Source organism: Kordiimonas aestuarii (assembly GCF_025574465.1).
GTDB lineage: Bacteria > Pseudomonadota > Alphaproteobacteria > Sphingomonadales > Kordiimonadaceae > Kordiimonas > Kordiimonas aestuarii.
In genome coordinates this window covers 92380-111678 of record NZ_JAOBPP010000018.1, presented here as the reverse complement: position 1 = coordinate 111678, position 19299 = coordinate 92380, and the positions used below count along the sequence as shown (strand labels likewise).

At 55.0% G+C, this 19299-nt stretch carries 14 protein-coding genes and 1 tRNA gene; 9 read left to right on the top strand and 6 right to left on the bottom strand.

The annotated features are described in order from the left end of the window. The first annotated feature begins 63 nt into the window (after window positions 1-63). The 3 genes from OEU85_RS06535 to OEU85_RS06525 all read left to right on the top strand — a co-directional run bounded on the left by OEU85_RS06535 (window position 64) and on the right by OEU85_RS06525 (window position 3402). A tRNA-Ser gene (locus OEU85_RS06535) sits at window positions 64-153 on the top strand. A 278-nt stretch (window positions 154-431) separates the two neighbouring features. Beyond that, the gene (locus OEU85_RS06530; RefSeq protein ID WP_262690651.1) at window positions 432-1109 is read left to right on the top strand and encodes a hypothetical protein; all 678 of its coding nucleotides are present in this window, start codon (window positions 432-434) and stop codon (window positions 1107-1109) included. A gap of 148 nt (window positions 1110-1257) precedes the next feature. Beyond that, window positions 1258-3402 carry an efflux RND transporter permease subunit gene (locus OEU85_RS06525; protein ID WP_262690650.1) on the top strand — a complete coding sequence of 715 codons (2145 nt, stop codon included), beginning with the start codon at window positions 1258-1260 and terminating at the stop codon, window positions 3400-3402. Here the strand turns inward: OEU85_RS06525 and OEU85_RS06520 are convergent. Next, on the bottom strand, window positions 3399-4571 hold the full coding sequence (locus tag OEU85_RS06520; RefSeq protein ID WP_262690649.1) for a DUF748 domain-containing protein: 1173 nt from the start codon (window positions 4569-4571) through the stop codon (window positions 3399-3401). The genes OEU85_RS06525 and OEU85_RS06520 overlap by 4 nt on opposite strands. A gap of 289 nt (window positions 4572-4860) precedes the next feature. Here OEU85_RS06520 and OEU85_RS06515 point away from each other — a divergent pair, with 289 nt between their 5' ends. Next, complete coding sequence (locus tag OEU85_RS06515) at window positions 4861-5343, top strand: pyridoxamine 5'-phosphate oxidase family protein (protein WP_262690648.1); 483 nt, start codon at window positions 4861-4863, stop codon at window positions 5341-5343. A gap of 20 nt (window positions 5344-5363) precedes the next feature. After that, window positions 5364-5933 carry a type 1 glutamine amidotransferase domain-containing protein gene (locus tag OEU85_RS06510; protein WP_262690647.1) on the top strand — a complete coding sequence of 190 codons (570 nt, stop codon included), beginning with the start codon at window positions 5364-5366 and terminating at the stop codon, window positions 5931-5933. 78 nt (window positions 5934-6011) lie between these two features. Here OEU85_RS06510 and OEU85_RS06505 read toward each other — a convergent pair whose 3' ends face one another. Both OEU85_RS06505 and OEU85_RS06500 read right to left on the bottom strand, forming a co-directional pair. Continuing rightward, window positions 6012-7412, bottom strand: a complete 1401-nt coding sequence (locus OEU85_RS06505) for a mechanosensitive ion channel family protein (RefSeq protein WP_262690646.1) — start codon at window positions 7410-7412, stop codon at window positions 6012-6014. A gap of 205 nt (window positions 7413-7617) precedes the next feature. After that, entirely contained in the window at window positions 7618-8034 is a 417-nt protein-coding gene (locus OEU85_RS06500; RefSeq protein ID WP_262690645.1) for a hypothetical protein, read from the bottom strand. A gap of 144 nt (window positions 8035-8178) precedes the next feature. Here OEU85_RS06500 and OEU85_RS06495 point away from each other — a divergent pair, with 144 nt between their 5' ends. Both OEU85_RS06495 and OEU85_RS06490 read left to right on the top strand, forming a co-directional pair. After that, a complete protein-coding gene (locus OEU85_RS06495) occupies window positions 8179-8979 on the top strand; it encodes a helix-turn-helix domain-containing protein (RefSeq protein ID WP_262690644.1) in 801 nt (266 codons plus the stop codon). Between the two features lie 131 nt (window positions 8980-9110). After that, window positions 9111-10256 carry an alkaline phosphatase family protein gene (locus tag OEU85_RS06490; RefSeq protein WP_262690643.1) on the top strand — a complete coding sequence of 382 codons (1146 nt, stop codon included), beginning with the start codon at window positions 9111-9113 and terminating at the stop codon, window positions 10254-10256. A 72-nt stretch (window positions 10257-10328) separates the two neighbouring features. On the opposite strand, the gene OEU85_RS06485 is transcribed toward OEU85_RS06490, so the two are convergent. The 3 genes from OEU85_RS06485 to betI form a co-directional block, all read right to left on the bottom strand. Further along, the gene (locus OEU85_RS06485) at window positions 10329-11426 is read right to left on the bottom strand and encodes an alkaline phosphatase D family protein (protein ID WP_262690642.1); all 1098 of its coding nucleotides are present in this window, start codon (window positions 11424-11426) and stop codon (window positions 10329-10331) included. A gap of 70 nt (window positions 11427-11496) precedes the next feature. Then, window positions 11497-13830: a TonB-dependent receptor gene (locus OEU85_RS06480; RefSeq protein WP_262690641.1), complete on the bottom strand. Its 2334-nt coding sequence runs from the start codon at window positions 13828-13830 to the stop codon at window positions 11497-11499. A 328-nt stretch (window positions 13831-14158) separates the two neighbouring features. Then, window positions 14159-14746: a choline-binding transcriptional repressor BetI gene (gene betI, locus OEU85_RS06475; protein WP_262690640.1), complete on the bottom strand. Its 588-nt coding sequence runs from the start codon at window positions 14744-14746 to the stop codon at window positions 14159-14161. Window positions 14747-14981: 235 nt separating this feature from the next. On the opposite strand from betI, the gene OEU85_RS06470 reads away from it, so the two are divergent. Next, on the top strand, window positions 14982-16007 hold the full coding sequence (locus OEU85_RS06470) for a LacI family DNA-binding transcriptional regulator (protein WP_262690639.1): 1026 nt from the start codon (window positions 14982-14984) through the stop codon (window positions 16005-16007). A 246-nt stretch (window positions 16008-16253) separates the two neighbouring features. After that, window positions 16254-19217, top strand: coding sequence for a TonB-dependent receptor (locus tag OEU85_RS06465; RefSeq protein WP_262690638.1), 2964 nt, complete (start codon window positions 16254-16256; stop codon window positions 19215-19217). Window positions 19218-19299 lie beyond the last annotated feature (82 nt).

The following is a 19299-nucleotide window of genomic DNA, read 5'->3' as shown; positions in this document are numbered from 1 at the left end:
TCAGGCCCTTGGAGTAGGGTGCGCGCCGCTGTCGCACCCCATGTGCGGCCATGCCCCGAATGCGGAGAGTTGCCAGAGCGGTCGAATGGGGCGGTCTCGAAAACCGTTGTGCGTGCAAGCGTACCGAGGGTTCGAATCCCTCACTCTCCGCCATTTACCCATCAGCGCAGGCCTGTTTCATATTGGTAAAACAGCCAGCCTGCTTTATGCCATCTGATGGCCATTGACCCGCCGTGTTGACGCCATCGTATTGCCTCAATTCCCACGTTTTTCGGCGTTTCTTGCTGGTCTTTATGCTTTCTTAGCATCGCGGCATATCTGTCCCCATCGAATTCTGACTTCCATGCCGGTAGCTATTAAGTCTGCTCACGTGCTCAGGCCGCTATAAGCCAATAGCCGCTGAGCACGTATATGACGGAAGGAGAAAAGCGATGCTTTACAAATCTACAACTGCACTTGTTACGGCTGGTTTTCTGTTTGCTGCTGCTGGCGCTGCCTCAGCGGGCGACAAGGAATACGCCATGATCGATCAACTGCCCGAAAAAGGTAACGTGACGATCACCGCCACGGTGGAGGACGTTGATAGCAACACCGAATTCACCATTCGTGATGCCCACGGTAAAACCATCGACGTTGAATCGATGAGCGCTGTTACCATCCGAGAGGGTGACCGCGTAAAAATTATCGGTGTGATGGATGATGAGTTTGTCGGTATCGGCCGGGAGATTGATGCGACAAGCGTAACCATTGTTGATGCCGCCGATGAAATGGCGACAGCGACCGGTGACGACAAAAAGAATCTCAAAGCGTCGCTCGAAAGCACCGTTGATTTCAGCGCTTCGGAAACCGAGTTTGATACCGTAGACGCCCTGCCGGACGAAGGTATGGTGACCATATCCGGTATGGTTGAGGAAGTGGACATCGAAGACAACAGCTTCAAGCTGCGTGATAAAAGCGGTGAGAGCATCGATGTACATCCGCTGAAACCCCTGTCCGTGAAAGCGGGCCAGAAGGTAAAAGTAACTGGCGTGATGGGTGATGAGACAGCTGGCCTTGGTATTGGCGAGCAGATCGTCTCCGCCAAGATCACCGTCCTGACCCAAGGGTAACCTGGTGACTAGATAGGTAACGGGAAGCCGGGTGGCACTGCCGCCCGGCTTGCTTCTGTGTCACGGCAAAGGGAAGCCTGGCACAATTCTCTATACACATTTATCTGAATGTACCGCATAGTACACGCACCAACGCAAGGGGGCGAGTGTGACTGATAAATCCGTGACCGGCGGGGTGGCTGGCAGGTATTCACTAATCTTGGCGCCGGTTTTTGTTGTCCTGATTGTTGCCGCGTTTTTCTTCAAGGTGAATCTTGAGCCCAAGATCACGCCAGATTTCTTTTTCTCTTCCGACAGCGAAATCTTCAAAAAAAACCAGACGATCAGGGATGTCTTCCCGTCTCAGCAGCAGATATTGCTCAACGTTACAACGGCTGGCAGTATTGAAGACCCCAATTTCATCGAAAAGATAGGCATTGTTACCAACCGTGTGAAGGCGGTGGAGGGGGTGACCGATGTCCAAAGTATTACCAATGGACCGGACGACCTTGAGGCCGCGCGAGAGAACCCGCTATGGCGTCGTCTGCTGATTGGCAAGGACGAGCAATCAAGTTTTGTCCTGGCCTTTGTCGATACGGATGAGTTTGCGCCGCTGGTTGAGGAAATAGAACAAATCGTTGGCGAGGAAAAGAACCGGTGGTTCGATATCCGTATCTCGGGGCTGCCGTATATTGTCGAGCAGATACGGCGCAATTTGATGCGCGACATGAAAAATTTCACAACAGGTGCCATCCTGCTGAGCGCATTGGTGGTTTTTGCAGTATTTCGGTCGGTGCGGGTGGTGCTTGGTGCGCTCGTGGCCTGCGCATCGGCGGCAATGCTGACGCTGACAATACAAAGCCTGATGGGTGTATCCATTGGTATTCTGACCGCCAATCTGGGCATTATAGTTTTTGTGCTCACATTATCCCACGTGATTTTCCTGACTTCAAACTGGCGAAATATTGATGCCGAGGAACCAGGGGGACGACGGAGGGCGACAATCGGCCATACATTGCCCGCGTCCACCTGGGCGGCCCTGACAACACTACTTGGATTCTTCAGCCTGATTTTCGTGGAAGCTAAACCGTTGAACCAACTGGGAGTGGGCGGGACTATCGGTGCGTTCTCGGCGCTTTTATGTGCGTATCTTATCTTTCCGGCTTTTTTGCACGACGGCGTAAAAAGCAAAACACCGGCCCTCGATGGGGTGAAAAAGGCGAAGGCATTCAGGCATGCGCCAATGGCGGTTACCTGCGTGACCCTCGCCTTGGCGCTAGGGCTGGGGCTTCCGGGGCTGGCGCGGCTCAATACTGATCCAAGCCTTTTGTCATATTTCAAGGAAGAGTCAGACCTGCACAAAGGCATATTTTTTGTCGACGAAAACGGCGGCAGTAATCCGCTTCTTATTGTCGTGCGTAGTGACAACCTTGAAAAGCTGGATGAGAGCGAAGCCTATGATCGTATGTGGAAATTACAGTCAGCTTTTGCCGACCACGGGTCTGTCGGCTCCGTGATTTCATTGCCGGTTATTATGGCTGAAGGCAATGAACACTGGCTTGGCAGCTTACTGCCCTGGAATATCCTGCTTGATATCCTTTCAAAACCTGAATATGGGGCCATCGCCAAAAGTTTCGTCACCGAAGACCGTACACAAGCCCTGTTTATGCTGCGCATGCGCGAGAATGATCGCACGCGCGATCGTCTGCCTATTGTGAATGAGATCACCAAGTTGCCACTTGAGTATGGTTTTGAAGTTACGGCGACAGGCGGTACATACTACCTGCAGGGCGAGTTGGCGGCCTCGGTCGCACGCAGTATGACAATGGGTGTTATTACCTTGATCATCATGTTCGGAGTGATCGGGTTTATCGTTTCTGGTTCGCTGATGGTCTCGGTCGGGGTCATGGTGTGTGCGGTCTGTGTGTCCGGCATCGTTTTGGGGACGCTAGGCGTCTTTGGTATTCCGGTGGATATCATTTCTTCACCTGCGATCAACATCTGCCTGGGGCTGATTGTTGATGACATGATTCACCTGACAGTCACGGCCAAGCGCCACCTGAAGGAAATGGGAGGCGGCAGCATGCGACAGCTGGATGTCTGGCAAAAAGCATTGTCGACACAGGCGCGTCCGGCGGTGGTGTCCACACTCGCAATCATGATCGGGTTTTCGGTGTTTGCCCTGTCGGACTTCCCGCCATCCCAGCGGTTTGGGCTTGAAATTGCCTATGGTGCCGCGTTGGCGGTGGTGATGGCGCTTGTGGTGTTTCCGTATATCGTGAGGTTCGGGCAACAGGAAAAAGAAGAAGCTTAGGTAGCGGTTTCTTCTGGCTGTGCCGCGGGTTTTTCCTCGTCCTTTTGTTTGTCTTTTTGCGCTTCTTCAATCGCCTCGATATAGGCGTCGTTGAACTCAACGGTCCCGTCTTCATCCTTGCTGAAGGCCTGCCCAAAGGCGTTTTTAAAGATGCTGAAAAACGCAGCCCACATATCCTCGTCGGGATTGTTCAGGTCTCCTTCAATTGGCACGCGGGCTGCGAACTGATCTTTCGGCTGGTTCTCAAATAACTCGATAAACAGGGAAGCCAGTGCTTCCCATATGATGTTGAAGGGGTTTTTGTCCTGATCAAGGTCTATCAACGCGATGTCGGTGGCGACGGGCTTGACGTAGCCGACGACATGCCCATCCGCAGCTGCGAGTTCGGCAAAAATGCCAACAGTGCCCTTGCTGAAATCCAGAAGGGCATACTCGCGGGCATAGTCGTTAAACGCCGTGAGGTCAGCATCCCGAAGTTCCAGTCCGAAATCAAAATCAGGAGTATCCTTCATAAAATTCATGTTGCCGCCCATGGTCAGGACCCCGCCCCCGACGGACGTCCCATAGGCATCCACGCGGGACGGCAGTTTATTCTCTGCATCGGTCACATTGCGCAGGTTTGTAACCGACAGAACGATGTCGTCAACGTAAAGGTTGATGTTCGGGTCCGCCGTATAGTCAATATACGCGAGGCGACCACCATGCACGGTCAGGCGGTTGACATCCAATGGTGAAATGACCTCCACAAATGTGGGCCAGCCTGCGCCTTGGCCGGTCTGGTTTTTTGCAAAGGTCAGGTTGATCTCGTAGATATCAACCTCCGCAACGATACGCCCCCTGACCAGGGCTCCCCAGTCGACAGCAAGGTCAATCGTATTCGCAGCGACAAACGGTTTGTCCAGCCCGCCTTTGGTCTTGCGGATATTCATGCCATGAATTTGGTAGGCTCCCCGCCATACAGACACACTTACCGCTTCGACCGAGCCGGTGTAATTCTCAAGCTTGTCAATTTCAGCATTGATATAATCTCTCAGCCAGTAGGGCAGGAACAGGCGTGACGCCACCAAGACGATGGCAAGGCCAACGATGAGGCCCGCGAGGACTTTGTGGCGGGCAATAAATGGGGCGACAGAGGCAGGCATGGCAAGACCTTCATGCTGAATTGGCATTCAATAGTCCAGCAAACAGAATTTTGCCTCCATTCTCTATTGGGAAGGCGCGCCAACCGCATAAGCGCTGCATCAATGCCTACACCCCGGTGGCCTATCCCCAAGTGCTGTTTATTGCCTTTTTATATGAGGCACAGTGCATGGTATCGGATCCTGATCTGAGCTCCTGTATCAAGGAAGCTCCAGCGCATGCGGCGAAAGGATGCCGCGCGAGGCACCATCCTTTCTCTGTCTGGCACCACGGCCCACTCCATGGCTGGTTTGGGCATGTTCAAGAGGAGAGTTTTCGATGATGACAAGAGAACAGGCACAGGAAATCTGGGAGTATATCAAGGGCACCAAAGTGGCGATGATCACGAGCCACGACCAGGGTGTGCTGCGCGCCCGGCCCATGCGTCATGAACAACATGATTTTGATGGCATGCTGTGGTTCTTCACGTCCAAAGCTTCAGACAAGGTTGGTGAGTTCACCGAAGACGACCGGGTGTGTGTCACCTATGCCAACCCGTCAAAGGCGACCTATGTTTCGCTATCCGGTTTTGTCCGCTTCACCGATGACAAAGCCTTGATCGACAAGTTCTGGAATGCCGAAGCGGCCGCGTGGTTCCCTGATGGCAAAGATGACCCGAATGTTGCCCTTATGGGCGTACAGGTCACTCAGGCCGAGGTATGGGACTCCGAAAGCAATGGCATGGTCAAGTTGTTCGAGATCGCGAAGGCCAACCTGACCGGTGAAAAGCCGGACATGCATGACAACCGTAAATACGGGTAATCAAAGGATTGGAGGTAAAGATGACAAACAACCATAAACTCAAAGGTAAAAAGATTGCCTTTCTGGCAACGGATGGCTTTGAACAGATCGAGCTGACCCGGCCTTGGGAAGAAGTGCAGGAGGCTGGTGCCGATGTTGAGCTGATCTCCGTCAAGGACGGCAAAATTCAAGGCATGCACCACGACAAATTCGGCGACATGTTCAGCGTTGATAAGACGGTGATTGATGCCAAGGTCGGCGACTATGACGGTTTGGTGCTGCCCGGCGGTGTACATAATCCCGACAGCCTGCGCCTGAACGAACCCTCCGTCGCTTTCGTGAAAGAATTTTTCAAACAGTCCAAGCCTGTGGCCGCGATTTGTCATGGTCCGTGGACACTGATTGAGGCCGATGTGGTTAAAGGGCGAACGCTCACGTCGTGGCCAAGCTTGCGGACCGATATCCAAAACGCCGGTGGCGCGTGGGTAGACAAGGAGGTCGTGGTGGATGAAGGGTTGGTAACCAGCCGGAACCCTGATGACCTTGAAGCCTTCTGTGCCAAGGCGATCGAGGAGTTCTGCGAAGGTAAACATGAGGGGCAGGCGGCATAGCCCTGTTCATCCCGTCCACCGACAAAGGCCCCGCACCTGCATAGCGGGGCCTTCTCTGTTTTCCGTTGCGCCCCAGATTTATGCTGCCTTGTCTTTTTTCTCGACTTCCCTGTCTTCTTCGTCTTCTTTGGCCGGCGCGAGTGAACGGGAGGTGTCGCCGAAGTCGATCTTGGCATCTTTGAGGTGCAAGTCGCGCTGTGGGAACGGGATTTCGATACCGGCTTCCTTCAGATTGTTCCAGACAGCGAACATGACATCGCTCTGGGCCCGCCAGCGGCCCTTGTGCACATCGTCGACCCAAAAGGTCAGCAGGAAATCAACCGAGCTGTCACCGAACGAGCGCAGGAAACATTGCGGCATATAGTCATCATCACTGGATGCGCCGTCATAGTCCGTTGCCGCAGCTAGGATGCAGTCGTGGGCGGCAGAAAGGTCGGTATTGTAGGACACACCTACCGGAATATCGATGCGCCCATTGTTTGACGTATGGGTAAGGTTGGCAACGCGAGAGGTGATGAAATCTTCATTTGGCACCATCACCTCCTTGCCGTCGAAGGTTTCGATCACGCTGGCACGGGCGCCCAGCTTGCGCATGTAACCAAGGGTACCGCTGTCCATCTCGACAAGATTGCCAAGGGTGACTGATCGTTCGCTCAAAAGGATGATCCCGCTGATGAAATTTGAAGCGATTTTCTGCAGGCCGAAGCCAAGGCCCACGCCAAGGGCTCCACTGAAAACTGTCAGGGCTGTCAGGTCGATGCCGATCAGGTCCAGCGATACAATGAACAGGATGACGTAAAGCGCGATATCAAACAGCTTCACAAGCAGTTCCTGCGTTGAGATCGTCAGGCTTTCTTTCCGGCGGATATATTCACCGCCAGACTGGCTGAGGAATTTACCAAGCCAGGACAGAATGCTTAAAAACACGATGCCTTTGATGACGGTGTAAGCGGTAATTTCAACCTTTCCGATCTCGAAGCTTGCGCTTTCGAGTGCGTCGATCACTTGTACCAGTTCATTGAAGGCGTGCAGCAAAGCGGCGGGCACTAAAATCCACATGCCTATTGTCCGGATGAAGGGGCTGTCGACGAGGGAGCGAATTGATGTCCACATTAACCAGATGGTGGCTATCCGCGTCGCGGTTTCCAGCACTTCTGTCGTTTCCATGAAACGAAGGGCTACCCGCGCAGCAGCAATCAGGAGTATAACACTGATCGCGGGCGCAATAAGCGCGGCCAGTCTTGGCGCAATCTTCCGGACCGTCCGGATGTTATCGCGGTCGTCCTCTATCGGCTCCGCGATCTTTTTTTGCGCAACACGACCAATGGTCAGGCCTATGGCAACAATGCCTGCGATAAGAGCGAACTGGGTATAGGTGTCGGGCTGTTGCAGGTACGCCAGCAACCACTCCTGTATATTGGTTGAGTGGGTGGCTGCCTGTTCAATATATCCGTCTATGCTGCTGTCTGCTTTGGCCATTGGGGTCTCCTCTGGCGCAGAAGCATAATGTTTCTGCCATAAAGGCGGGAGAAGAAGCAGGGTGTTGAGGCGTTAAGAGCGCATAAAAATCGCACCCTTAAGTATCCGGACGCAGAAAGATTTCATGTAGCTACGTATTGGCCCTGGCCATTAATAAACCCCCGCACACGTCGGCCGTGGCGGGGGCTTAAAGTGAATGGCCCGGTTACGCCGCCTGGAAAGAAGCGTCGGTTTTTTGCCGTTTCACGCCAATGATCTGGCCGATAGCAAAGGCGAGCACGGCGACAGCCTGGAAGGTCACGAATGCGGTGCCCAGCGCCGTCGGGGCAGGGTCGATGCTGGCCAGAAGGACAAAGCTGTCAGCCACCCACAGGAGGTTCAGAATAGCGATAGGCCACACGGCGCCTGCCTTGATATATTGGCGAGTACCCACAAAAGCCACGAGTAACGCCCACGGCAGGAAAAACAATCCGCAATAAAAAAGCAGATCGGCGGGCAAGCCGAGGAGGCTGGTCAGTGCCTTGGCACCAAACACCAGAAGAAGGCCCGTTACGGCGCTTGCGACAGCGTCGGCGAGAAGGGCATATTTCAGAAGGGGGAAATAATGAGCAGTCTTGGTCATGGGAAGCTCCTTTTGTTTGGACGCGACCATGGTTGGCCGAACAAGGCGCGCTGTCGATTAACTCGGAGGTAATTGAAAGCAAAATAAATCCCCGATACGACTTGAGGTATAAGAAAACCCCGGGTCACAAGCATGAGGAAGATCATGGACGCGATTGAGAACAGACAGCAGCGGTTTGGCGGGCAATTGAAGGCATGGCGCAATCGCCGCCGCATGAGCCAGCTTGATTTCGCGCTGGAAGCGGAGATCTCGCAAAAACACCTGAGTTTCATTGAAACGGGCCGGTCAGCACCAAGCCGAGATATGGTCATCCGACTGACCGAATGCCTTGATGTGCCACTGCGTGAACGCAATACGTTGCTGCTTGCTGCCGGTTACGCGCCGATGTATCTGGCTCGGGAACTTGATGACCCGTCGCTGAAGGCTGCACGGGAAGCCATCGACCTGCTCCTGAAGGGGCACGAGCCGTATCCTGCGATTGCGGTAGACCGGCACTGGAATATGGTGGCATCCAACGCTGCCATCACCCCCTTTCTTGCGGTGCTGAGCGAGCCTTCGCTACTGGAGCCACCGGTCAATGTGTTGCGCCTGTCGCTGCACCCTGGCGGGCTGGCACCCTATATCGGCAATCTCGGCAACTGGAAGTCCCATCTGCTTGATCGGCTCAGGCACCAGATTGAGGTAACGGCTGACCCTGCGCTTGCTGAGCTTGCAAAAGAGCTGGGGGCCTATCCCGCAGGTAGTGAGGCCACGGATGACCATCACGACTATCACGACTACGGTGATGTGTTTGTACCGTTTGAACTGCACATGCCGTCTGGCAAGCTTGCGTTTTTCTCCACCATCACTGTGTTTGGTACGCCTGTTGATGTCACCTTGTCTGAAATCGCGATTGAATCTTTTTTCCCTGCGAATGATGAAACCCGCGTAGCACTTGGCGGGTGAGCCTTTTTCTTGAATAATCATTCAATATTGCGCGGTTTGACAAAAAAGCTTCATCGCTTTTGAGCACAGTATGACCAGATAATTTGATAACCTTCGGCGAGTCTGTTGCCGGAAAGGTCAGGGAGAATACTGTGCGTCTCATCGCTTCTATCTTTTTAAGCTTGCTGTTAGGTCATCCCGCGTGGTCAGCGGAGAAGAAAACCGAAACTGTCATTCTCATTACCATTGATGGCATGCGCTGGCAGGAGGTGTTTCGTGGTGTTGATAACGCCTTCTTCGACCAAGAGGCGTTCATCGCCTACAAAAAACACCATGCTGATTTCAAGCAGGACTTCTGGCATGCGGACGCTATGGCGCGGCGGGCCGCGCTCATGCCATTCTTCTGGAATACGGTCGCCCGTGAAGGACAGCTATACGGCAACCGTGATAAAGGCAGCGTGGGCGAGATCAGCAACACATTCCACTTTTCCTACCCCGGCTATAGCGAGATATTGACCGGTATCGCCGATGACAAGCGCATCACCAGCAACGACAAGATACTCAATCCCAACCGTACTATTCTGGAATGGCTGAACGACATGCCTGAAAACAACGGCAAGGTTGCGGCTTTTGGCTCGTGGGATGTGTTCCCATACATCATCAATGAGGATCGGGCAGGCGTGCCTGTAAACGCGGGTTTTGAGGCCTATGAAGGAGAGGAGCAAGAGGTCGCCTTCCTCAACAGGTTGCAGAAGCAGGTGCCCAGCCCATGGGACACTGTACGGCTTGACGCTTTTACAGTGGGCTTTGCACGTGCAGCGCTTGCCAGCCAGAAAATGAAATTTGTTTACATCGCGCTCGGGGAAACTGACGATTTCGCCCATGAAGGGTTCTACGACCAGTATATCCGCGCGGCACGCCGCAGCGACAAGGCCATCGCCGAGTTGTGGCAATGGCTGCAGGCCGACCCGCGCTATGCAGGGAAAACCACTCTTCTCATCACCACAGATCATGGTCGCGGTAGTGACAGCCTTGAAGCATGGAAGCACCACGGTAGGTTCCCCTATACGCGCGAAGACGGTACGCTGGCGGTGAGCGAGTTTAAGGGCGATGGCCAGATCTGGATGGCGGCGCTTGGGCCAGATACCCCGGCACAGGGTGAAGTGTCAGGGGGTCCGACGGTGCGGCTAAACCAGATCGCAGCGACGGCCGCCAGGCTGCTTGGCTATCGTTTTGAAGACAGCCATGAGGAGCTTGAGGCGGGCGAGGCAATCGCCCCGATGGTGGGAAAGCAGTAGCAGCAAGAGAAAAGGCGGAGCCCCATGCCTGTAGCTCCGCCCCGCCCCTGCTACTCGTCATTGCCAGAGGCGTCACTGCGGAGAAAGGTCACCTAGCAGCAGGGATTTCTCAAAGACGGGCTGGCCGGTTACATCCCGCGCCTGCAGCACGATATGCGGGTTGGGCACACGCCAGTCGATCTCGATAATACCGAAGTTGGTTTTGGTAAACATACAACCCGGCAGGCGGTAGGCGTTTGGGCTCATGTTATACCAGGTTTCCGTCAGCCCGCTCGACGTGAAGTCATAAAGTGGGTAGGGCACATGGTCGGTCTGCCGGGAAATCTCAGCCCAGTGGGTGTCGCCGCTGATGAAAAGAACGCCTTCAGCCCTGGTTTTAGTGATCAGGCTGATCATGCGTTGACGCTCGTTCGGAAACAGGCTCCAGGCTTCCCACCCGGGAAAGCTTGAAAGGAACTGCAAGCTTGAACCGATAATGCGCAATTTGGCTGGTTTCTTGAGCTCGCCCTCAAGCCATGTCCACTGCTTTTCGCCCAACATGGTGGCGTCGGGTTCGGTCGATGGTAGATATGGGCCGAAGGCCATCTGGTCACGGCGCTGGAATTCTTCTTTCGTGACGTGAGTAAGTTCTGTGCGGTTCCATCTCAGGTCCAGCAGGATCACCTGCACGCGCTGCTGCGCCGGTCCATACATATAAGATGTATAGATGCCGTCATCGGCACGGCGGCGGGTGCTATCGGGGCCTTCGCCCCAGAACTCAAGAAACAGTTCCTTGGACCGTTCTTTTTGCGGATATTCGCGGCCTGAATCATTCTCGCCATAATCATGGTCATCCCACGTGGCGATGATCGGCGTTTTTTCTTTTAGCCTGCGAAACCCTTCAATGTTGCCAAACCTTTTATATTTATCGGCCAGCACAGTCATGTCGCGCGTGTCGCCATAAATATTGTCGCCGAGAAAGATAAAAAGATCGGGATCAAGCGCGTTGATCGGTTCCCAGATGGGCTGGGGTTTGTCTTGATTGGCGCAGGAGCCGAACAAAATGCGCGAGACGCCGTTTTCTGCAATATCAGCGTCCGCCGTTTTACCGCCCGAAAGGTCAAAGGGGGCTATTGCCGCCGCTCCGGCTGCCGCACCCATCAGTTTCAAGCTTGTGCGTCTTGTTATCATTTTATCCTCCCCGTTTGCGAAAAGGCGGCGCCCCTGCCCGAAGGCAAGGGCGCCAACCTGTTGCTGGATGTCAGAACTTCACCGTCAGGTTTGCGATAACCTGACGGTCCGACCCGATAAAGTAGGAGCCCGGCGTACCGCCACCAAGATAGTTCTTGTTGGTCAGGTTCGAGACATTGAGGCTTACGTCAATGGTCTGGATGCCCGGGATCACATTTTCATCAACCGTGTAACCGATCCATGCGTCAACGAGGGTGAAGGACGGCAGCTCCTGCGTGTTGGCGAAGTCGCCGTAGCGCTCGCCCACATGCTTGGCGGAAACACCCGCGCGCACACCTTCGTTATAGTAGCTCAAGGTACCGACAAGCTGGAACTCAGGTGCGAGGGCTACCTTGTTGCCTTCAACGACTTCTGCTGTCGTTTCGGTGTATTCCGAATTGTTCAGCGTCAAGGAGCTGTAGATATTCCAGTGCTCGGCGAAGTCAGCGGAAATGCTGGCCTCAATACCCTTGGATTCGATACCGCCTACGTTGAGGTAGGTGCCTTCACCCTCTTCCAGATAATCAATGCCACCAACCGGGTCACCCGCGGAGACAAAGGTGATACGGTTGTTGAACTTGACATAGTAGCCGGTCACTGTCGCGCGCAGCCAGTTGTTGCCAAAGCGGATGCCAACGTCATAGTTGTCTGCCGTTTCACCCTCAAGGTCTGGCACATTTGGGTTGGTTTCGCTTGCGCGGCCCTCGATGACGCCATCCTTGATGGCGGCGAAGTTTTGCGAAAAGCCAGCAAAGAACTCAAGGTTGTCGGTAACATTGTAGATGGCACCGGCGGTAAAGAGGATGTCGGAGTCTGACTCCAGGCCTTGCTCTGCCTCATTACCGAAGTTGTCGGTGCGAGTGAGGTCAACGAAGAATTTCTTCAGGCCGCCACGCAGGGTCAAATCATCCAGTTCGACCGTATCTTCGGCGTAGACCATCAGCGTGTCAGTCTCGAACGAGCGGTCGTACTGACGCCAGTAGGCGATATCGTCGAACTCGATGCCAACGGTCGGGTCAATCACCCGGTGCCAGTCTCGGTACTCGTTACGGTCCGAGTTTTCCCACCAGATGCCGGCGCGGATCGTGTTCATGTCCCCAAGGCGGTAGGCCGCGTCAGCGGTAACACCGAAGCGCTGTTTGCCGTAGTGCGTGTGGCGGTAGGAGCTGTTTGGCCGGGCACCCGCTTCATAACATGCCGGGTTATTGGCTGGTGCGCCGCCGCCATAAGGGAAACTCAGCGTTGCGGTACAGCCGTCGATGGGGGCAAGTGGTGTACCGTTACTGTCTGTATAGACATAGGAGCCCGCGGCAGGGCCGCCGAAGATCGTGCCGTTGGCCTGCTCATCACCGCCAGCCACAGCAATCATATAGGGAGGTATCCAGTCACCACGACCTTCGTTGTCGTGATAATAAGGTGACACGCTGAAATCGAAATCCTCGCCCTTGTATTCGGCTTTCACATAGGCGAACCAGTTTTCACGCAGGGTACCCCATGCCGGGCGGTAAACCTGATCAACATACGGGATGCCGGTGATGGTGTCGGTCAGACGGTCCCAGTCCGGGTCTTCTTCGAACTGCGCGAGGGAAATACGCTGGAAGTTATTCTCATGTGTGTCGTCCCACGAGAGGCGACCGGTGAAGGTCCATTCGTCCTGCTCGGAAACGATTTTGGCGGCGAAATGGTCGCGTGTGGCGCCACCTGCATCACCAATCCAGGCGTCGGTCGACTGGTTGGAATAACTGAGGTAAGCCCTTGTACCCGGTGCGATTTCCCCAGTGTCATAGCGGAAGAAATAGCGCTGGGAATTATTCTCGCCGATGCTGAGGCCAGCCCAGAAACGTTGTTCCTCATAAGGGGCGCTGGTGACGAAGTTGATCGTGCCGCCCAGCGCTTCATGGGACGGGGAAGCGATGTCCGCCGTGCCCTGGGACACCTCGGCGCGGTAAAGGTTTTCGCTGTCGATATAGCGGTTTGCCTTGGCGCCACCACCGTAGTTGGAGTTGCCGTTTGGCAGACCGTCAATGGTCATGCCAACCTGTTGTTCTGAAAGGCTTACGGTGAAACCACGGATCGACAGCGTTGTCGACCAGTCGTCAGAACCCAGCGCGCCACCTTCCGAGACAAAGATGCCCGGCAGGTTGTCGATCACGGACAAAACACTTGCAGCGTCCGGTTCCTGGTCCAGCATCGTGGTGTCTGTCGCGTTGTTGGCGAACGTGGTTTTCTGTGCGGAAACAATGATTTCCTCGAAATCCATGTTTTCGGTGTCAGCTGATGTGGAAGCTTCCTGAGCCTGTGCCGTGGTTGCGAGGACTAGAAGACTGGTCGCGCCCAGCAGCACCTTTTTTGTCGTAAATGTCATAATTCTCCGCCCTGTTTAATGATATATATTAATGTTAGCTTTTATTGAACAGTCATTCAATAAAAGCAGGCAGGAGACTTAATGCCCTGTAATCATTACGGTTTGGTGACGGATTTATGAGCGATTGGCAAAACTTTAGCGCGTGTGTTAAACTTCTGCCTGCGCTGAGGAAATTCGAGCGTACGCCTGTGCACAATTCCCAAAAACTGTGCGGACTCTGTGCGAGAACTGTGCGGCAAAAACCCGCTTTTGCGCCAAATCTGTGCGGAGAGTGAGACTCGGGACCGAGACTCGCGACTTTCAGGAAACGCCCCGTTGCGGATCGGGCCTAACCACGGTTCGCGGCGACATACAGATTGATGCTGTGTTCCACCTGCCCGCGGATGCGATCAAGGTCCGGTGCCTCGTCCCCCACGGTCGTCCTGAGCCAGAATCCGTCTATCAGGGACGCCAGCACCTCGGCTCCTTCCCTCACAGCCTCAGGCCGGACGAGCCCGCGCAGTTCAAAGGCAAGATTGGATAGCAGGCGCCTGTTGTAGATGCGTTGCAGGCGCCGAAGTTGCGGCGAAAACGGCACCTGCGCCCAGAAGGACAGCCAGGCCCGAACGATGTCGGGCTGGTATTGGTCGGCGACAAAATTGGTTGCGACAATGGCTGACAGGCGCGATCGCGGGTCACTGGCCTGAGCGAGACGCTGCAGGAAGGTGTCATGCAATTCAAACAATAGCCGCGCCATGGAGGCTTCCAAAAGGCTTTGTTTGCCGCCAAAATAGTGCGAGATAATACCGACGGAAAGCCTGGCCTCGGCAGCGATTTTGCTGACCGTGGTTTCAGAATAGCCAACGCGCGCAATGGTGCGAATGGTTGCATCAATCAGTTGCTGGCGCCGGATTGGCTGCATTCCCACCTTGGGCATAAAACTTCCCTTCCCATCATGTCCTTTGACGAGTGCTGCCACAGTGTGGCGCCGGGGTCAATTGTGTCTGTAGCCGGGTGGTGGGTGCGCCGCTGTGGCGGGCGCGCCAGTGTTCGGCTTAGGGGGCGAATGGGCGGTGCTGCAAGGTGGGGGCATCATCGCATATTGCCATTGCGTGCCGACGCGCTAGTATGAAAGCGTTTTCAGGTCGCAGCAAAGGTGAGGTGTAGACCAAGTGGCAGAGGGCAGGAACCCAAAGACAACCATTGCCGACGTCGCGCGCGTCGCCGGTGTGTCTGTGACCACCGTGTCACGCGTGTTGAACGGCGAAAAATATGTCCGTGAGGACAAAAAAAAGGCGGTCGAGCGCGCTGTTGCAAAACTTGATTATCAGCCCAATCTTTACGCCCGCAGCCTTGCGGGCGACAAATCCTATCTGATCGGTCTGTTGTTTGATGATCCGCGCGGGGATTATCTTTCCGGTATGCAGCGCGGCGCGATGCAGAAGTGCCGGGAGGAGGGTTATCACGTGGTGGTGGAGTTGTTTGATCGCAGCACGACCCTTGATCAGATCGATCAGTTTCTGAGCAAACTTAGGCCATCCGGTGTGCTGCTCACCCCGCCCGTATGCGACAATAAAATCATCCTCGCAGCGCTCGCCAGAAAAGGAATTCCGGCAGTGCGCATATCGCCGAGCGAAGGCTTTCCCGGCATGGCGTCGGTAAAGATTGATGACTATCATGCCGCGCGTCAGATGACGGAGCACCTGATCAGCCTGGGCCACAAGGATATTGGGTTTATCATTGGCGATATAGAGCACGCGGACGCGCGCGCCCGCCTGCGTGCCTTCCGCGATGCCATGAGGGACGCGGGTCTCCGCGTGGTGGAGGACTGGATCGCCCAAGGCACCTATCAGTTCTCAAGCGGGCTTGACGCTGCAGCACAAATCCTGTCGCACGAGAAAAAACCAAGCGCGATTTTTGCGTCGAACGATGACATGGCCGCAGCGACCATTGTGGTGGCTGACGGGATGGGCCTTCATGTGCCGGAGGACCTTTCGGTTGCTGGCTTTGACGATATTCCGCTCGCGTCAGCTGTGTCGCCTGCGCTGACGACCATTCGCCAGCCCGTTGAGGATATGGCCGTGACGGCTGTCGGGCGACTGATGGATATGCTGCGCGGCGGAGACTCGGACGTCAATGAGCCCGCTTTTCTGGATGTTGAGTTCATCAAGCGCGCCTCAACCGGCCCCAAGAACTGAAAATAGATTGTTTGTGTGAAACCCTTGAGTGCAAAGGGGTTTGTGGCTTTTCTGAAATAGAATATGGAAGCGCTTCCAGAAAATGTTGGACAAGGTCATTTATTTGTAATACCAAAATTACTGACAGCGCTGTCAAATTGGAAGGAAGGCAGCGCGGTACACTGAATTTTGGGAAGAAGCTGGCAGGGAAGTAATGCGGTCGGGCATACTTCTGGAAACGCTGCCACCATTCGGGGAGGAAATGACATGAGTTTATGCAATCTACAGACCGGGCGGCGTATGGCACTGCTTGCAGCGACCTCTATGGGAGCGTTGATGTGTGCAAACGGCGCTATTGCGCAGCAAGAACAGGCAACCGAAGCGGAAGAGTTTGAAGAGATTGTTGTGACGGGCTTCCGGGCTTCGCTCGCGGATGCGCTGTCGAACAAACGTAATTCAAACCTTATTCTGGAATCCGTGACCGCCGAGGATATCGGCAAGTTCCCGGATCAGAATATCGCGGAATCACTGCAGCGTCTTTCCGGCGTACAGATCGACCGTGAAAACGGCCAGGGCACCACGGTGCGTATCCGCGGGCTGGACCAGAACGTCACCGTGCTGAACGGCGAAGTTTTCCTGACGGGCCTTGAAGTTTACCGCCTTGGTGAAGGTGGTGACCGCAAGCAGGATTCGCTTGAGGGTATCCCGGCGGAGCTTGTGGGCGGTGTTGACGTCTACAAAAGCCCCAACGCGTCCCTGGTGGAGGGTGGCCTTGGCGGCATCATTAACCTGAAGACCAGAAGCCCGCTTCAAATGGAAGAAGGCCTGACGGTTGCAGGCAACGCCCGCATGAACAAGGGCTCCGACATTGATGGTTGGGAACCTACGGGCGCAGTGGCTATCGGCTACAACAATGCGGACCGGTTCGGCCTGATCGCGACAGCTTCCTATGATAAACAGAACCTGCATACTGATGTGCTGGGCGGCGATAACCGGGGTAACTGGGTGTTCAGTAACCGCGGTGATGCAGATACGGTGGGGGACTATTACGCCCCGGAATATCGTTATGTCACCGACCGGGATGAAGAGCGTGAACGCTGGGGCTTCAGCCTTGGTGCCGAAGCCCGCGTGAGCGACGCTGTTAAGATTGAGGCCAACTGGTTCCACTCAGACCTGACCATCGCCACGCAGGAAGCTTCGGCGAAGTTCCCGATGAACCTTGAAAGCCCGGGGCTCGACCCGAACTATGACATTGTCATTGGTGCGAATAACGTGCTCGAGCAGGGTACCTTCATTGCTAATTCGGCCGAGGTCATCTCCTTTGTGCAAACCACAAAAACCAAGGCGGATAACTTCCAGCTTGGGATGGATTTTGACGATGGGGGTCGTCTGCGCGGCAGCATCAAGGGCGCTTATGCCAAATCAAGCATGACAAGCCTCAATGCCAACAATGACGTGAGGTACACGCAGTACAGTGTGCCGACCGCCGATGCATCGAGCCCAACAGGCTTCAGCCATCAGCCCGCCAATCCTGATGCACCGGCAAATTTCCGTTATACCTACGACAATGGCGATGGCACCTTGCCGTCCTTCACGCTTGTCGACGTGCCGGACCTGTTCTCGAACCCGGCTTACGGTTTCTTCAAGTCGCACTGGTTGTTTGATAACGCCGCCGACCTTGAAAACTACTCCGTTCGCGGCGACGTGGAATATGACCCCGGGTTTATCTCAAGCGGTAACGTTACTCTGAGCGCAGGTGTGCGTTATGCCGCACGCGACATCAAGTTTGAACAGGCGCTCTATCTGGCTGATTACAGCAGTAAGGGTGAACTGGACGGGACAGATTTTGGCCAGAACTGGACGCCGTACGGTTACTTTCAGGACGGTGCTATAGGCTTCAAGTCATGTGAACTGCCAGCGGGTACACCGGGCATTCCAAATGGCTGTGACAACAGGTTTGGTAACAGCCCGCCCCTCATTACCCCATTTGAAACCTTCACCTCCAACCCGGACCGGGTAGAGACCATTGAAGGGTTCTGGGGCTCGGGCAACGGCGGCACGGACACCTTGTTGGCGCAGGATCGCGGTCAGATGGTGGAGGGGCTTGACTGGATACAGTCGCTTTACCCGGATACGCCGTTTTCGCGGTTCGTTGATCCGCTCAATTCCTTCAACGTGAAGGAGAAAACCACTTCCGGTTACTTGATGGCCGATGTGGGCGATGATGCTGACACCTATCATGTCAATGTGGGTGTGCGTCTTGTGCGTACAGACCTGACGGTCGACCAGGGTACACCGGCAGGCGCTGACCCAACCTACTGGGGCACGGACAGCTGGAATGGGGTCCTGCGTGACGCGGACACGATCCGTACCTCGCGCTCCTACACCGATATCCTGCCAAGCGCGAACGTGGTGCTGAATGTGGATGAAAACCAGAAGGTTCGGGCGTCTGCGGCACGGGTTGTCTCTCGCCAGCGTCTGTTTGATCTTGGTCGCGGGTTTGAGACTTTCTTCAACCGGAATCCAGATACCAACCTGTTCGAGTTCACCAACGGTAGCTCGGGCAACCCGGAACTGGACCCATTCCGCGCCAGCCAGTTTGACCTTGGCTACGAATATTATATCGGTGCTGAAGGGCTGGTGTCTGTTACGGGTTTCTGGAAGGAAGTAGACAGCTTTATTGTTACCAATACGGTGCCGGTATTTGTCAACGACCAGGCCGGTGGGCGCGTTGGGCCGGTGCAGTTGCCAGAAAACGGTGACGGCGGACGCATTCGCGGGTTTGAGCTGTCTGGGCAATATGCTTTTGCGTGGGGTGGTGGCTTTATCGCCAACTATACCTTCTCGGACAGCACAAGCTCCAGCTTCAACGACTTTGATGAAGGGCTGCCGATCCCGGGTGTTTCCAAACACTCCGCCAACGCGCAGGTCTATTATCAGGACAATCTCTTTGAGGCCCGCCTCTCCTACACCTGGCGCAGCAAGCGCTATAACGGCAACTTCGGCTTCAACGACGGGGATACTACCCGGACGCTCGGTCGCTGGATCCGCCCTTATGGCCAACTGGATGCGCAGGTGGTGGTGCATGTTACCGAAAACTTCGACCTGACGGGCGAGGTGGTAAATATCACCAAGGAAGCGCAGAGCGAGTATCTGCAATTTGAGAACCTGCCGTTCCGGTATAACTCCGGGCCGCGCCGTATTCTCCTGGGCGGGCGTTTCCGCTTCTAGCCTCCATTGGGGCCTTGTGGTGTGGCCGGTTCTCCCTGGTGCCACACCACATTTTTTAGCACGCGGTGTAGTGAAGGCTGGT

What these genes read in the sequence shown, in the direction of transcription:
- OEU85_RS06480 (WP_262690641.1), bottom strand. Translation starts at nt 13,830, where the DNA reads ATGACATTTACGACAAAAAAGGTGCTGCTGGGCGCGACCAGTCTTCTA.
- OEU85_RS06515 (WP_262690648.1), top strand. Translation starts at nt 4,861, where the DNA reads ATGATGACAAGAGAACAGGCACAGGAAATCTGGGAGTATATCAAGGGC.
- OEU85_RS06500 (WP_262690645.1), bottom strand. Translation starts at nt 8,034, where the DNA reads ATGACCAAGACTGCTCATTATTTCCCCCTTCTGAAATATGCCCTTCTC.
- OEU85_RS06495 (WP_262690644.1), top strand. Translation starts at nt 8,179, where the DNA reads ATGGACGCGATTGAGAACAGACAGCAGCGGTTTGGCGGGCAATTGAAG.
- OEU85_RS06530 (WP_262690651.1), top strand. Translation starts at nt 432, where the DNA reads ATGCTTTACAAATCTACAACTGCACTTGTTACGGCTGGTTTTCTGTTT.
- OEU85_RS06465 (WP_262690638.1), top strand. Translation starts at nt 16,254, where the DNA reads ATGAGTTTATGCAATCTACAGACCGGGCGGCGTATGGCACTGCTTGCA.
- OEU85_RS06520 (WP_262690649.1), bottom strand. Translation starts at nt 4,571, where the DNA reads ATGCCAATTCAGCATGAAGGTCTTGCCATGCCTGCCTCTGTCGCCCCA.
- OEU85_RS06505 (WP_262690646.1), bottom strand. Translation starts at nt 7,412, where the DNA reads ATGGCCAAAGCAGACAGCAGCATAGACGGATATATTGAACAGGCAGCC.
- OEU85_RS06485 (WP_262690642.1), bottom strand. Translation starts at nt 11,426, where the DNA reads ATGATAACAAGACGCACAAGCTTGAAACTGATGGGTGCGGCAGCCGGA.
- OEU85_RS06510 (WP_262690647.1), top strand. Translation starts at nt 5,364, where the DNA reads ATGACAAACAACCATAAACTCAAAGGTAAAAAGATTGCCTTTCTGGCA.
- betI (WP_262690640.1), bottom strand. Translation starts at nt 14,746, where the DNA reads ATGCCCAAGGTGGGAATGCAGCCAATCCGGCGCCAGCAACTGATTGAT.